Source organism: Sinomicrobium pectinilyticum, from assembly GCF_003725735.1.
Taxonomy (GTDB): Bacteria; Bacteroidota; Bacteroidia; order Flavobacteriales; family Flavobacteriaceae; genus Sinomicrobium; species Sinomicrobium pectinilyticum.
Genome location: NZ_RJTM01000108.1, coordinates 55,768 through 71,163 on the forward strand (window position 1 = coordinate 55,768; position 15,396 = coordinate 71,163).

Sequence of the window (15,396 nt, forward strand, 5' to 3'; positions counted from 1 at the left end):
ATGAAAATCTTAAAACTCACTGTGTTTTATGCCCTCATATGCCTTGTTTCCTGTGGAAAACAGGAAAAAGCTACAGGGGAAAAAGAAGAAAAAGACATCTCCGGCAACACTGCCGAAAAAGCCTTTAAATACTGGACATGGATCACTGCCGATGCTAAAAGGACAGACGATTCGTACCGGGAAGAATTTGCCAAGTACAAGAATAATGGCCTGGATGCAGTACTCATTAATACCAATACCGATCCCGAACTGTTGGGAAGATTAACTCCCCTTGCCGATGAAGCCGGCCTGGAAGTACATGCCTGGATTATGGCCATGAACCGCCCAGGCGACTCCGTGGCCCTGCAACATCCGGATTGGTATGCCGTGAGCCGTGAAGGAAAATCCTGTTTCGATCACAGGCCTTATGTAGATTATTACCAGTGGCTCTGTCCTACGAGAGAAGAGTCCCGGAATCACGTACTGGGCCTGGTGGAAGGCCTGGCCAAAGTAAAAGGAGTGGCCAGTGTACATCTCGATTATATCCGTTTTCCCGATATTTTTCTTCCTATCGGGTTACTGCCGAAATATGACCTCGAGCAAAAAGAAGAACTTCCGGAATTTGATTTCTGCTATTGCGATGTCTGTGTGGCCGAATTTGAAAAAATACATCATAAGAACCCGAGGGAATTCAAAGACCCTGCCCTGGATATGGAGTGGAAGCAATTCCGCCTGAACAAAATAAGGGCAGTAGTAAACGATGCTTATGAAATAGCTCATGAAAACGACAAAATACTCACAGCGGCTGTATTCCCTTATCCGGAAATGGCAGACCATATGGTACGCCAGCGTTGGGATAAATGGAATATTGATGTAGTGCTGCCCATGATCTATCACAATTTCTATAATGAAGAGACCGACTGGATAGGTTTTGCAACAAAACAGGGGGTACAGGACCTGAAAGACAAAAAAACTGAACTCCACACCGGAGTCTATGTTCCCGAAATGTCTCCTGGAGAAATAAAAGAAGCCGTAAAACTCGCAAAAGAGAACGGGGCTAAAGGCGTCTCATTCTTTGACGGCCCCGCGCTTACCGATGGTATGCTGAAAGCGATCAAAGAAACCAAAGAAGGGCGATAGTGCCGGTTTTTGAATGTATTAATAGTTGCCCGTGACATCGACGGAGAGATAACAGAAAATATACCTGCTATGATAGACAGACGTAAATTTATCACAAAAACTGCCCTTGGAACGGTAGCGGTGGGAACACTCTACAGCTGCGTGGACAATGGTATAAAACCCCATGACCCCCAGAAAAAATCCGGAGTTGCTGCCGGTGACGATAAACCGGTTAAGAAACCTGTATTGATATCTACGTGGAATCACGGGCTACCGGCCAACGAAGAAGCCTGGAAAACACTTAAAAACGGCGGGTCCGGTCTGGATGCCGTGGAAGCCGGGGTAATGACTGCCGAAGCCGATCCGAAGGTTTCCAGCGTAGGCTATGGCGGATGGCCCGACAGGGAAGGAAAAGTTACCCTGGATGCCTGTATCATGGATCACCAGAGCAATTGCGGTTCCGTAGCTTTTTTACAGGATATAAAACACCCAATATCCGTAGCGAGAAAAGTGATGGAAAAAACCCCGCATATTATGCTTGTAGGGGAAGGAGCGAAACAGTTTGCCCTGGAAGAAGGATTCAAAGAAGAAAACCTGCTTACCGAAGATGCCGAGAAAGCATACAGGGAATGGCTGGAAAAATCCGAGTACAAACCGGTTATTAACATAGAAAACCACGATACCATAAGCATGCTTGCCATAGATGAAAACGGTGACCTTTACGGAGCCTGCACTACCAGTGGGGCTGCTTGGAAGGTACACGGCAGGGTAGGGGATTCTCCCATTATCGGCGCAGGGCTGTTCCTGGACAACGAAGTGGGAAGTGCTGCCGCCACAGGGCTTGGAGAAGCTGTAATGCGGACCTCCGGAAGCGCTATGGTAGTGGAACTCATGCGCCAGGGGAAAAGTCCCATGGAGGCGTGTAAGGAAATCGTGGAACGCATCTATAAAATATACAAAAACCGTCCCGATCTGGAATATTTGCAGATAGGCTTTATCGCGCTGAATAAACAAGGCGAATACGGGGCCTATTGCCTGCGCCCCGGATTTAATTATGCTGTTTACGATGAAAAGGACGGAAACCGCCTGATAGACGGCGAATATAAGATTTCATAATCCCCCTATGATTTTCCTGTGGGGCCTTTACCGGCCCTGCGGGAATTTTTTAATAACCCGGATTTTTCACATGTTCCGTACTTCTGTGTATTTCTTCAAATCTCAATGATCCGGACCTAATTCAGGAAAAATGAAAGTAAACCCGATATATCCTTATATTCTGACTTTGGTCATACTGCTCTCCGGATGTGACCGCCCGGAAAAAATAACGTTTAAGGAAAGTGACATTTCCATCATCCCCCGACCGAAAGAACTGAAGTTCCGGGAAGGAGCTTTTGTGTTTGACAGGGAAACCGTTTTTGTAACCGGAGAAGAATACCGGAAGATCGCAGAAATATTGACTGGAAAATTCCGCAAAGCAGCCGGATGGGAACCGGAAATAGTAAACTCCCAACCTTCCGGGAATTATGTAGCCTTCCGCAAAGATGAAACCCTGGAAGATGAAGCCTATGCGCTTAGTGTCACTGAAAACAGTGTAACCATATCCGCTGCCGGGTATTCCGGTTTCCTGTATGGTCTGGAAACTTTACGTCAATTATTGCCGGTAGAAATAGAAAGTGCGGCTTTGCAGGGTAATCTCACCTGGGCTGTTCCCACAGTGGAAATTCAGGATAGCCCGAGATTTCCATGGCGTGGCCTTATGCTCGACGTTTCCAGGCATTTTTTTCCGAAAGAATATGTGTTGAAAGTCATAGACGGACTGGCATTCCACAAAATGAATATATTGCACTTTCACCTAGTGGACGACCAGGGATGGCGGATAGAAATTGAAAAATACCCGAAGCTTACCGAAATCGGAGGCTACCGTGTAGATAAAGAAGATATGCACTGGAATGCCCGTCCTGTACCCGATCCTTCGGAAAAAGCTACTTACGGCGGGTTTTATACCCGGGAGGATATTAAGGAAATTGTGGCTTATGCCAAAGAAAATGGAATAGAAGTAGTACCTGAGATAGAGATGCCTGCGCATGTGATGAGTGCTATTGCTTCTTATCCTGAATTATCCTGTAAGAGAGAACCCATCATGATACCTTCCGGGGGAGTGTGGCCTATTACCGATATCTACTGTGCAGGAAAAGAATCAACTTTCGAATTCCTCGAAAATGTACTGACCGAAGTGATGGAGCTATTTCCTTCCAGGTATATTCATGTAGGTGGAGACGAAGCGACCAAAACCAACTGGAAAACCTGTCCGCATTGTCAGAAACGGATAAAAGAAGAAGGGCTTGCAGGCGTGGAAGAACTGCAAAGCTATTTTATGAAGCGCATCGAGAAATTTGTCAGTTCCAAAGGAAGGGTGATGCTCGGTTGGGATGAAATACTCGAAGGCGGACTTGCGCCCGGGGCCACTGTGATGAGCTGGAGAGGTATACAAGGCGGATGGGAAGCATCTGCACAAGGGCACGATGTGGTGATGACGCCTGTATCCCACTGCTATTTCGATTATTATCAGGGGCCGCAGGATTCCGAACCCCTGGCATTCAATGCGTATACTCCCCTGAGTAAAGTATACGGATTCGACCCGGTGGTAGATTCCATGAGTGTTAACCAGGCACGACACGTACTGGGGGGGCAGGCCAATCTGTGGTCCGAATATATTCCCACAACTTCACATTCCGAATATATGATCTACCCGAGGCTGACTGCTCTGGCAGAGACTGTATGGAGCCCGAAAGAAGGCCGGGATTGGAATGATTTTACGGCCAGGCTGGAACATATGTTCAAGAGATATGACGAACTCGGGATCAATTATGCCAGAAGTGCCTATACCATAATGGCAGATGCCAAAGTGGACAAAGACCAGAAAGTGACAATAGCCCTGACAACCGAATTTCCGGATACGGATATCCGTTATGTGCTTAATGAAGAAAATCTCGCTTCCGCCGACAAATATACTACCCCCATAGAAATTACCGGAACAACAACGGTAAGGGCTTCCCGGTTTGAAAATGATAAACCGGTGGGTAAGGTTTTTGAAAAAACATTTACCTGGCACAAGGCAGTCGGTAAAAAAGTGACCTATGCGAACGAGTGGAACAAAAACTATCCCGGCTCGGGTACATACAATATGGTCAATGTATTGCGCGGCGGTAAGGATTTTCACGACGGGCAATGGCAGGCCTGGATAGGTAATGATATGGAAGTGGTCATAGACCTGGAAGAACCTGCGGAACTTACAAAAGTCACCGTCGGATCTATGGAAAACCAGGGAGCGGGAATATACTATCCGATCCGGGTAGAGGTATTGCTCTCTGACGACGGAAAAAATTTTAAAAAAGCAAATGAAATACAACGGGATTATGCCAAAAACGGTAACGCCGATCTAAAGGATTTTCCGGTGACCTTTCCTCCACAATCCGCGCGTTACATAAAAGTAAAGGCAACCAACCTGGGAAAAACCCCAAACGGTGGGAACACCTGGCTTTTTGTCGATGAGATTGTAGTGGAGTGACACCCCAAAAACAAACGCAATTACAACACCATGAAAACGCTCAAAATATTATCCGTAAGCCTTTTAATGTCCCTTTACACCGGGACTGCCCAGGAGAAACCTGTGGATTACGTGAATCCTTTTATAGGCACCTCCAATTTCGGGGCAACCAATCCGGGGGCTATTGCTCCCAGGGGAATGGCTAGTGTATCACCCTTTAACGTGGCCGGAAAGCAGAATGTACTGGAGAAAGACAGCAGATGGCTTTCCAACCCCTATGTACATGAAAATAGTTTTCTCACGGGGTTTACCCATGTCAATCTAAGTGGTGTAGGATGCCCGGACCTGGGAGTCATCATCACTATGCCTACCACGGGTGATCTGGAAACCGATCACCTGAAATACGGAACAACCTACACCGATGAGGTGGCCAAAGCGGGATATTATAGTGTGAATTTGTCTGAATATAATGTTCGTGCGGAAGCCACGGCCAGTACAAGGACGGGAGTAACCCGCTATTCATTCCCTGCGGGAAAGTCCAATATACTACTCAATCTTGGCCTGGGGTTGACTAATGAGCAGGGAGCCATGGTAAAAGTGGTTTCCCCTACCGAAATAGAAGGAATGCGGACCGTAGGGTCTTTCTGTTACAATAGCCCGGAACATGCGTATCCCGTATATTTTGTGGCGAAATTTTCCATCCCTGCCGAAGAATTCGGTATCTGGAAAAAGCCGGCCACTTACGAAGGTGTGGAAGCTCAATGGATGACCTACAATGGTAAAACCCGTATGATGAAAGACTTTACCCGTGAGGTGGTGGGAGACAGTATAGGCGCCTATTTCCGGTACGATTTTAAAAAACCGACCCAGGTAGAAGTTCAGATAGGGGTATCTTACGTGAGTATAGACAATGCCAGGAAAAATCTGGAAAAAGAAACAGGCGGACTCTCATTTGACGTGGTTTACGAAAAAACGAAGAATGCCTGGAACGAACAGCTTTCCAGGATAGAAGTAGAAGGCGGGACCGAAGACGATAAAACTATTTTTTACACGGCCTTGTACCATACGCTCATCCATCCGAACATATTCAATGATATTAACGGGGAATACCCGGAGATCGCTACGGGAAAGATCGGGAAGACTGACAAACGCCGTTTTACGGTGTTCTCTCTCTGGGATACCTATCGAAATTATCACCAGTTTATGAGCCTTCTTTATCCCGACCAACAGTTGGAAATGGTAAAAAGCATGCTCGATATGTACGACGAAAACGGCTGGCTGCCCAAATGGGAGCTCAACTCCACGGAGACCTTTACCATGGTAGGCGATCCGGCTTCTGTAGTTCTTGCAGATACCTATCTGTGGGGCCTTACCGGTTTTGATATAGAAAAGGCTTATGAAGCCATGAAAAAAGGGGCAACACAACTGGAAGACAACCCGATCCGTCCCGCATTGGACGATTATATTCGCGATGGCTATGTCAATTCGGAGAGTTTGCCCGACGGTGTGGTGTCTACCACTCAGGAATATAATATTGCCGATTATGCCATTGCCCGACTGGCCAAGGCCCTCGGCAAAAAAGAGGATTATCAATTGTTCAGTAAACGTTCGCTGTCTTACCGTAAACTCTTCGACAAGAAATTAAAACTCCTGCGGCCCAGGAACCCTGATGGGAGCTGGTACGAACCTTTCGATCCGGTTAAAGGAGCTAATTTTGAGAAGAACATGGGATTTATAGAAGGGAACGCTTGGCAGTATGTCTTTATGGTGCCCCAGGATATAGAAGGAATGATAAAACTGATGGGAGGACGTAAAAATTTCGAGACCCGGCTCGACTATATTTTTGATAACGGCCACTACGACATGGCCAACGAACCTGATATCGCGTATCCTTTTCTTTACAACTATGTAAAGGGAAGCGAATGGAAGGCGCAGAAACGGGTTCGCGAGTTGTTGGATACGTATTATAAAAATGCTCCCGACGGTCTTCCCGGCAACGATGATACGGGGACCATGTCGGCCTGGGCCATTTATGCCATGATGGGAATATACCCGGTAACCCCGGCCAACCCGGAATATACCTTTGTTGCCCCCAGGTTTAGCAAAGTAACCATTCACCTGGATACCGATTACTATGCGAAGGACAAACTGATCATTACCAGTGACAATCCCGGAGAAGGAAGATATATCGATAAAATAATAGTTAACGGGAAAGAGCACCAGGGATATTTTATTTCTGATAAGAAATTATTAAGTGCCGGCGAGATACTTTTTCATTCAAGTAAGAAGCATTAAAGCAGCCCTGTAATTTATCGTTAACCGCGATAAGAGCGCGAAGTATGTTAACCGGGCTTACAGTAAAGAAGCGTTACAAAGCCTCGCCAGATAATCATAATGTTCTCCCTGGCATACGAGTTCACAGTTTAGCCCGTTGGAAACGGCGGCATTCTGTAGGGTATTATAATCGGCATAAAGCCAGGGGAATCCGGGGCTTTGCATACCTTTATATTTCATGCGGAATTCAACTTCACCGTAATACTCCGGGGAAGAGGGTATCCAGTGCCCGCCGTCCTCATCCTCGTCGAACATATAAATAATATCGGAAGAATCCAGCAATATCTGCCCGCCCTCATTCAGCAGGCTTTTGAGGTGTGATAGAAAGTTATCTATATATGCCAGTTTTCCGCATATACCCAGCCCGTTCATCAGTAAGAGTACAGTATCGAATTTTGCACCGTGATACTGCATGATATCCTGAACAAAAACACGGGTAAGTCCTCTTGACTTACAGACGTCCACTGCTCCCGGAGAGGTGTCTATGGCAGTGACATCAAACTTTTTCTCTTTTTCGAGATATAAAGCATGACTTCCCGCACCACATCCTATGTCCAGGACTTTTCCGTATGCCAGTTGAAGGGCCTTCTGTTCTGTTTTTGGCATTTCCTCATAATTACGGAATAGGTAGGGAAGCGGTAATTCGTCTTCTTCCGAAATGGAAGTCTCAGTAATAATATCTTCCGTGTAATTTCCCTGCTGGTAATCCCGTAAGGCCGTTCCGATAATATCCGGGCCTTCTGCTTTATGTTTTTCCTCCTTCATAAGATGTTAAACAGTCTATGTTTATTAAATCACTGGCGCTCGTTTGCAACGAGTGCCCCCTTACAATTCCCAAAAAAAATCATTTGCACTCCAAAACCCGATATGAAACATTAATTTTGCATCATGGACGATTTTCTGAAACGACTGCCGCAACTCGCCAAAGATAAACATAAGGAGAACAAGAAATACTTCGCCGGGCTCAAAAAGAAACCGCCGAAGAATCTGGATTATGTGATGCAGGAACTGCATCATGCCGAATTTGAACGGACCGACTGCCTGAAATGCGCGAACTGCTGTAAAACTACCGGGCCGCTGTTTACCAATGCCGATATAGAGCGCATAGCAAAATATTTGAAAATGAAACCGCAGCAGTTCACGGACACTTATCTCCGTATCGATGAAGACAACGATTACGTATTACAAAGTGTGCCCTGCACTTTTCTCGGCCCGGACAATTATTGTGCTATTTATGACATACGTCCCAAAGCATGCCGTGAATACCCACATACCGACCGGAAAAAATTCCACCAGATTACCAACCTCACCTTAAAAAACACATCTATTTGTCCCGCAGCTTACAATATCGTAGAGGAAATGAAAAAAAGAAGGATTTGAAATAGTGTTTTAGTCCTTTAGTTGTTAGTTTGGATCTGAGTTGCCCCCTACCGGTGCTCGTTTGAACGTAGTAGAAACAGTACTTATCCAGGCATTTCCGTAACCCTTTCGTTCACAAATTCCAGGAACCGTCTATCTTCTTCTGTAAACGGATGCGGCCGTATGCGCACCGATATCAGGCCGCTCCATATTTTTTCTTTGGATATTTCCCGGTGCCGATAACCTTTGTTCCATCTAGGATTTAAGATCTGAAGCTCGTAAAGAATACAACGAGCTCGCCGGCTATATTCCGAACTGCGAAGGAAATGAAGAAAAAGGTGCCAATCAACTGAAACAAAAGATGTTTTAGTCTTATTTGCGGCACTTTTGTTTTTCAGCTATTCACAGTAGTTGTTGGTCGAATTTTTTTGATAAACATTAACTTAAATATAACTTTTATAAAGGCTAACGTTAATAGTGTCTTTAGTTAACGTGAATTAATCCTAATATTTATTGTATGAGAAAGAATTTGTTAACAGTTGTACTGTTTTTGTTCTTGTTTTCGGTGCAGGTTGCCGGAGCACAGGGCATTACAGTGACGGGTACTGTCATCAGTGCACAAGACGGCTTACCGTTGCCAGGAGCCAACGTGGTTCTGAAGGGAACGGATAATGGAACTTCTACCGATTTTGACGGTAATTATGCCTTGGATAACGTACCGGAAGACGGCGTGCTGGTATTCTCTGTTATGGGGTATGCCAGCCAGGAAATACCTGTTGCGGGACAGACTACAATAGATGTGAAGCTCGAGGAAAGTGCAGAACAATTAGGCGAAGTGGTAGTAACGGCCCTGGGTATTAATAAGGAGAAGCGGAAACTTGCCTATTCGGTTACAGAAGTGGAGAGCGAAGACCTTGCAGTAGCCAGAGAGACCAATGTGGCCAACTCCTTAAGCGGTCGTGTTGCGGGTTTGGTAGTCAAAGGGACGAACAGCGGTCCGGGCGGAACGGCTAATATTACCTTAAGGGGGTTGCCCAGCGTCAGCGGAACGGGGTCTCCGTTGTATGTAATTGACGGTATTCCGATGGACAATACCCAGCGAGGAGCCTCAGGCCAATGGGGAGGTGCCGATATGGGAGATGGTATTGGGAACCTAAACCCGGACGACATAGAGAAAATGACCGTGCTCAAAGGACAGTCGGCGTCGGCTCTGTACGGTTCCAGAGCTTCTAATGGCGTTATTCTGATCACCACCAAAAAAGGGAAAAAAGGAGATGACTGGGCACTCAATTATACAATGAACGCTATGGTAGAGGAAGCTGTAGACCTTACCGATTTTCAGAGCATATACGGTCAGGGTACCGGAGGGGTAAGACCAACCACAGCATCTAATGCACAGGGAACAAACAGGTTTGCCTGGGGAGAGCGTATGGATGGTGGTGACGTTATCGGTTATGACGGGCAACAGTACGCTTATTCTCCTGCTAAGAACAGCTATCTGGACTTTTACAGGACCGGATCCAATATCACCAATAGCGTATCGGTCTCCAAAGGAACAGAATCGGGGACTTTTCGCTTGTCCATGTCTAACCTGACCTCGAAAGCCATTGTCCCCAACAGCGATTTGAAAAGGAATACAATTACGCTCAATGTCGATCAGAACATAACCGACAAGCTCAATGTATCGGCTATGATGAATTATATAGATCAGCAGACGGACAATGCCCCTTATCTGAGCGATGGGCCGAGAAACCCCAATAATTTTATATTTCTCGCACCTAATGTAGACCAGACGATATTTGCTCCCGGTTATGATCCTGAAACCGGGGCAGAAACCGTATTTAGCGACGATAACTACGTGACTAACCCCTATTTTATAACAGAGCGGGGGATAAACGACATAAACAGGAGGCGCCTCATATCCATGTTGAGCGCAAAATATAATTTTACATCCCGCATCTACGCCATGCTGCGGGTGGGGAACGATGTATCGAATGATAAAGTCTTTAACGTAGAACCTACGGGGCTGGCATATACCCGGGACCTGGAAGGCGCTTTGATTGCCAGGGGACAATCGGAAAGATCAGAATTAAACGTAGACGGTATGTTTGGTGCTACGGTAGACCTTACCGAGGATATAGAGTTGGATGCCCTTGCAGGTGCCAGTTTGAGAAAGAACAAGTACGAGTCAGTGAACTTAAACGGGTCACAGTTTGTTATACCTTTCCTTTACTCGCCTACAAACCTCAGGACGTACAATAGAGAATACATCTTTAACGAAAGAGAAGTACACTCTGCTTACTACTCTGTAGGCCTGGGTTATAAAGACTTTCTTACCTTAACTACCACGGGGCGCTATGATGTGTATTCTACTTTATCCTCGCCGGGCAGGTCCGACAATAACCTGTTTTCCCCATCGGTAACAGGGGCTTTTATTTTTAGTGATCTTTTAAATACGGAAAGCCTTACATTCGGTAAACTCAGGGCTTCTTATGCAGTGACCAGCGGTGAGCCCACCGAGGCTTATCAAAACCGGTTCTATTACACTTCCGGAAATACGTACAGCGGAGTACCCACCGGAGAGTCGCCGTTAGAATTGCCTAATACCGATTTAAAACCCTTCAGCACAAGCGAAGTGGAATTCGGGCTGGAACTTGGTTTCTTCAACAACAGACTATCGTTCGACGTCGCTTATTTCGACAAGAAGACAAAGAACGAGATTATTGCCACGAATACCAGTATTGCTTCAGGTTTTAACCGTGGCTGGGTGGGAACGGGGTCTACGCAAAACAGGGGGCTGGAATTCCTCGTGTCCGGAACGCCGATCATGAACGATAATTTTTCATGGAGGAGCTCGTTCAACTTCACCTCTGTTAAGAATGAGGTGTTGCAAACCGATGAAGATAATAACCCTATCAACCTGGGACAAAACCGCGCCACTTTGGGAGATGCGGTAACCGCTTATGTAGTAGGTAAAGCCGGACCGCAGATCATGGCTTACGATTATGCTTATGACGATAACGGAAATATAGTGGTAGATGAGTCCGGTTTGCCGGTAAGAGGAGATCTCAAAACCTGGGGCACCGTACTGCCCACATTCTACGGAGGCTGGAACAACGAATTCCGGTATAAGAACTTTACACTGTCTTTCCTCATTGACTTTAACTACGGAAATAAAGTATTATCCGCTACGGAATACTACTCCCATTACAGGGGTTTACATAAAAATACCTTAACAGGAAGGGAAAACGGGATTACGACCAATGGCATCACGGCATCGGCCGAGAACTATTATCAGGCGCTGGCGCAGAATGTGACCAGGACCAGCATAGTGGATGGTGATTTTATCAAATTCCGGCAGTTGTCCATAGGATATACGCTCCCGGATGAATTATTTGAAAAAATGCCGGTTTTAAAAGGAGTAGATATTTCATTGGTAGCAAGAAACCTCTTTTTCCTGATGCGGAAAGCGGATAATATAGACCCTGAGGCCAATTTCGGCTCTACGATCGATTATAGCGGGATTGAAGGAACAAGTTTGCCGTCGACAAGATCATTCGGCGTGAATGTTAATTTTAAATTGAATTAATCATGAAGAAGTATATAAGCATACTGTCCGCGGCATTTCTCCTGGTTTCAACGGCCTGCGACAGCGATTTTGCAGAGTTGAATACCGATCCGAATAATGCCGATGAAGAATTGTTTGATCCGAATCTGTTACTTCCGAGAGAGTTATACGATTACGGGAATATGACTACCGGTTACTCGGGCCCCATACTCTTTCAAAGTATGTGGATGCAGATTATGGCTTCTACTTCTACCGGTGGGGCTAATTATTATACTAATGGCGATAAATACGCAATCTCCGGAAGTACTACAACCTATATACAAAGTGCGTGGAATGCCGGTTATGAGGTGACATCGCGTGTTTTTGAAATGCAGAAGCTGGCCGAAGAAAAAGAGATGCCCAATTTGTACGCTCTCGGCGATATTGTGAAAGTCTTAAGCCTGTCATACGTTTCCGATGTATACGGAGATATCCCGTATTCCGAAGCTGGACAGGCAGAAGAAGGAAATACCAGGCCGGTTTACGACAGGCAGGAAGATCTGTACCCCGCCATGTTGGAAGATCTCGATGCTGCTATTCTGGCACTGGATGATTCCCGGGATGAGATTACCAGCGATGTGCTTTACGGAGGAGACCTGGACCAATGGCGGAAATTCGGTTATTCCCTTATGCTCAAACTGGCGATGAGAATGGTGGACGTCAATCCGGAATTATCTGTAGAATACGCCAACAGGGCCATAGCAGGAGGCGTGTTTGAATCTGCTGACGACGAAGCTGTCCTCCCTTCCGATAATACCAATGGTTTTGCCAACAGCAATGCCAATGCCCTTCTCACCGCGGCAGATATATACCAGGTGAGATGGTCTAAAGTCTTGATAGATTATATGCAGGCTACGGACGATCCGAGATTGGCTGTTGTTGCCGAAGTACCGCCTGCAGGTTTATTGGCTAACCAAAACGGTAGTGTTGTGGGAGACAACGACCCGGATTCTCAATTAGGCATGCCCAATGGCTATGACCTGAACGGGGGAAGTACCGATATTTCTACGGAACCTGATTACCCCGGGGGAACAGGTTCCGGAGATGATGCTACCCCTATAGGAAATTACTCCCGCCCTACGGCCATATACAGGGACAGGGATGCGCCTGTATTTGTGCTGACCTATGCCGAAATCCAGCTTTTACTGGCCGAGGCGGCCATACGAGGTGGCTATAATACCGCGCAAACAGCAGCGGAATACTATGAAAACGGGGTAACGGGAGCTATGGTAGCTATCAATAAATTTGGAGGAACACAAATTTCTTCCGGCGATATGGCCGATTACGCAGCTAATAATCCACTCGATACCGGCAGCGAAGAGAATGCCCTGAGAATGATTAACGAGCAAATCTGGGCTACAACCGGGCTTTTGAATAACTATACCGAAGCCTGGAACAACTGGAAGAGAACAGGGTACCCTGAACTAACCCCGGTAAATTACAGCGGAAATTTTGCTAACGGAATGATCCCGGTAAGGCAGATTTACCCGAGTTCAGAAAGTACGACAAACCCGGATAATCTAAGTACTGCCATCTCCAATATGGGTGGAAATACCTGGAATACCCGTGTGTGGTGGGATACCGAATAAGGAACTAAAAAGGATATACCTGGTAAATGCCCTCGTTTTTCGGGGGCTTTTATTTTGGATTCGGTGCTTTTACTTTACTGGTGCTCGTTTGAGCCTGGCGGAAACGAGTACCTGTTTTCCGGGCATTTGTAATACCACCTTAGCCTGCGCCCGCCGATTTTCCCATAAACAAAGGGCCATGTGACTGACTTAAGTCCTTATACAAGCACTTCTGCAACCCTTGCATTTACAAATTCCAGGAACCTTTCGTCTTCTTCAGTAAACGGATCGGCCATATGTGAGTCGATATCGATCTGCCCGATATTTTTACCGTTGACAAACAGCGGAATTACGATCTCAGCCTTTACATAAATGCTGCACGCGATGTAATTATCCTGAGCCTTGACATCGGCGACCACAAAATTCTGGTCAGAAACCGCTACCTGGCCGCATATTCCCTTTCCGAAAGGAATAATAACATGATCTGTAGGCTCCCCGGCGAAAGCGCGGAGTTTTAATTCATCTTTGTCGCCATTCTTAAAATAAAAACCCACCCAGTCATAATAGGGGATATTTTTCTTTAAGAGTTCACATACCCCGGTAAGCCGGGCATCTATAGCGGTGTCCCGTTGTAAAATAGTTTCTACCTGTGGTCTCAGTTCTTCAAAAGTCATGGAAATACGATTTTGCCGCAAAGTTACTTCATATTTGAAGATTTTCTGCCTAACCTTTCAGTACATGACATTTTTTTATTTCAATTAACATTGAATGTATTACCACAAGGCAAAACGCATCTTGATGTTTGGTATTCGGGTATTCGGGTATACGGGTATATGGATGGATATTGATAACTCGTACACTCGACCACAGACATACTCGTATGACGAAATTAATTTTTGTCATATACTAAAGCCTAACCTTTAAAGACATTTATACGGGAACTTTTTCAAAAAAAGTATAGTAGTTCCTTTTAGGTGAAATGAAGATGTGTTAGGATAAAATAAGGATGTTTTTAGCTGAAAAATAGAAGTTTTTGAAAGGAATAATGAAAGTTTTGGTTCCTACACCCGAAAATTTAGCTTTGGAAGCTAAATTTTTAGGTTTTCCAGTTAAAATTTTAGCTTTTTTTGCTAAAAATATCTTTGTTTTGTTCCAAAGGGAGATTATTTTATCCAAACAGGATATTAACCGACCTGAATATTTAATATTAATACTCAAAATTTTAGGTCTCAAACCTAAATCTTTGGGTCCGAAACCTAAAAAACAGTCAGTACGGTCGCCCGAAACCGGACAAGCGTGTTAACAATTTCAAAAATAAATTGTTAAAACAAAATATTTTCTACCTTTGTGTCCGGATGAAAAAGTTTTTTCTGAAAATATCATCTTTTCTGCTCGCCTTTCTGGTGTTGCTTTCCACGTTGTCTTTCACCGTGGAAAAACACTTTTGTGGTAGTTTCCTGGTGGATACCGCGATTTTTTCCGGAGCCGACAGCTGTGGAATGGAGGTGAAGCAGGATGATGGTTATTTGTGTACTGTTACCAAAACTTCCTGTTGTTCCGACGAGACCATATTGATCCAGGGACAGGATACCCTTCAGAAAGCCGTGGACAAGGAATTACATCAACAAGTGATATTCCTGAAAGCCTTTGTCTATACTTACCTCAATCTTTTCGAAGGGCTGGAAGAAAATGTCGTCCCTTTCCGGGATTACGCCCCCCCTTTGGTCGTCCGGGATATTCAGGTGCTGAACGACACTTTCCTGATTTAGTTTTAATGTTATAACCGTTTTCCGGCGATATTGTCGCATGGACAGGATACCGTTATCCCGTCCCGATGCTTCGATATATCGTCTTTGTTTACAGTTACAGCATTAAAACAGAAT

The 15,396-nt window shown here is 45.4% G+C and carries 10 protein-coding genes and 1 pseudogene; 9 read left to right on the top strand and 2 right to left on the bottom strand.

What is annotated here, in order from left to right:
- The 4 genes and pseudogenes from ED312_RS16120 to ED312_RS16135 form a co-directional block, all read left to right on the top strand.
- Complete coding sequence (locus tag ED312_RS16120; RefSeq protein WP_123217050.1) at positions 1-1,119, top strand: putative glycoside hydrolase; 1,119 nt, start codon at positions 1-3, stop codon at positions 1,117-1,119.
- Between the two features lie 69 nt (positions 1,120-1,188).
- Entirely contained in the window at positions 1,189-2,214 is a 1,026-nt protein-coding gene (locus tag ED312_RS16125) for a N(4)-(beta-N-acetylglucosaminyl)-L-asparaginase (RefSeq protein WP_123217051.1), read from the top strand.
- A gap of 130 nt (positions 2,215-2,344) precedes the next feature.
- Positions 2,345-4,666, top strand: a complete 2,322-nt coding sequence (locus tag ED312_RS16130) for a glycoside hydrolase family 20 protein (protein ID WP_123217052.1) — start codon at positions 2,345-2,347, stop codon at positions 4,664-4,666.
- An 18-nt stretch (positions 4,667-4,684) separates the two neighbouring features.
- Positions 4,685-6,940 (top strand): annotated as a pseudogene (locus tag ED312_RS16135) (GH92 family glycosyl hydrolase); the annotation flags it as partial.
- Positions 6,941-6,997: 57 nt separating this feature from the next.
- Here the strand turns inward: ED312_RS16135 and ED312_RS16140 are convergent.
- Positions 6,998-7,744: a class I SAM-dependent methyltransferase gene (locus ED312_RS16140; protein WP_123217054.1), complete on the bottom strand. Its 747-nt coding sequence runs from the start codon at positions 7,742-7,744 to the stop codon at positions 6,998-7,000.
- Between the two features lie 123 nt (positions 7,745-7,867).
- Here ED312_RS16140 and ED312_RS16145 point away from each other — a divergent pair, with 123 nt between their 5' ends.
- From ED312_RS16145 to ED312_RS16155, 3 genes are all read left to right on the top strand, one after another.
- Positions 7,868-8,359, top strand: a complete 492-nt coding sequence (locus tag ED312_RS16145; RefSeq protein WP_123217055.1) for a YkgJ family cysteine cluster protein — start codon at positions 7,868-7,870, stop codon at positions 8,357-8,359.
- Positions 8,360-8,855: 496 nt separating this feature from the next.
- Positions 8,856-11,927 carry a SusC/RagA family TonB-linked outer membrane protein gene (locus ED312_RS16150; protein WP_123217056.1) on the top strand — a complete coding sequence of 1,024 codons (3,072 nt, stop codon included), beginning with the start codon at positions 8,856-8,858 and terminating at the stop codon, positions 11,925-11,927.
- A 2-nt stretch (positions 11,928-11,929) separates the two neighbouring features.
- Positions 11,930-13,534, top strand: coding sequence for a SusD/RagB family nutrient-binding outer membrane lipoprotein (locus ED312_RS16155; RefSeq protein ID WP_206363270.1), 1,605 nt, complete (start codon positions 11,930-11,932; stop codon positions 13,532-13,534).
- 197 nt (positions 13,535-13,731) lie between these two features.
- Here the strand turns inward: ED312_RS16155 and ED312_RS16160 are convergent, their stop codons facing one another.
- Positions 13,732-14,187, bottom strand: coding sequence for a GAF domain-containing protein (locus tag ED312_RS16160; protein WP_123217058.1), 456 nt, complete (start codon positions 14,185-14,187; stop codon positions 13,732-13,734).
- Between the two features lie 359 nt (positions 14,188-14,546).
- Here ED312_RS16160 and ED312_RS16165 point away from each other — a divergent pair, with 359 nt between their 5' ends.
- Positions 14,547-14,816, top strand: a complete 270-nt coding sequence (locus ED312_RS16165) for a hypothetical protein (RefSeq protein WP_148044318.1) — start codon at positions 14,547-14,549, stop codon at positions 14,814-14,816.
- A gap of 52 nt (positions 14,817-14,868) precedes the next feature.
- Positions 14,869-15,282 carry an HYC_CC_PP family protein gene (locus ED312_RS16170; protein WP_123217060.1) on the top strand — a complete coding sequence of 138 codons (414 nt, stop codon included), beginning with the start codon at positions 14,869-14,871 and terminating at the stop codon, positions 15,280-15,282.
- Positions 15,283-15,396 lie beyond the last annotated feature (114 nt).

Excerpts from the sequence above, each read along its gene's own strand:
- ED312_RS16170 (WP_123217060.1), top strand. The coding sequence starts at position 14,869 with ATGAAAAAGTTTTTTCTGAAAATATCATCTTTTCTGCTCGCCTTTCTG.
- ED312_RS16140 (WP_123217054.1), bottom strand. The coding sequence starts at position 7,744 with ATGAAGGAGGAAAAACATAAAGCAGAAGGCCCGGATATTATCGGAACG.
- ED312_RS16145 (WP_123217055.1), top strand. The coding sequence starts at position 7,868 with ATGGACGATTTTCTGAAACGACTGCCGCAACTCGCCAAAGATAAACAT.
- ED312_RS16150 (WP_123217056.1), top strand. The coding sequence starts at position 8,856 with ATGAGAAAGAATTTGTTAACAGTTGTACTGTTTTTGTTCTTGTTTTCG.
- ED312_RS16125 (WP_123217051.1), top strand. The coding sequence starts at position 1,189 with ATGATAGACAGACGTAAATTTATCACAAAAACTGCCCTTGGAACGGTA.
- ED312_RS16160 (WP_123217058.1), bottom strand. The coding sequence starts at position 14,187 with ATGACTTTTGAAGAACTGAGACCACAGGTAGAAACTATTTTACAACGG.
- ED312_RS16130 (WP_123217052.1), top strand. The coding sequence starts at position 2,345 with ATGAAAGTAAACCCGATATATCCTTATATTCTGACTTTGGTCATACTG.
- ED312_RS16120 (WP_123217050.1), top strand. The coding sequence starts at position 1 with ATGAAAATCTTAAAACTCACTGTGTTTTATGCCCTCATATGCCTTGTT.
- ED312_RS16155 (WP_206363270.1), top strand. The coding sequence starts at position 11,930 with ATGAAGAAGTATATAAGCATACTGTCCGCGGCATTTCTCCTGGTTTCA.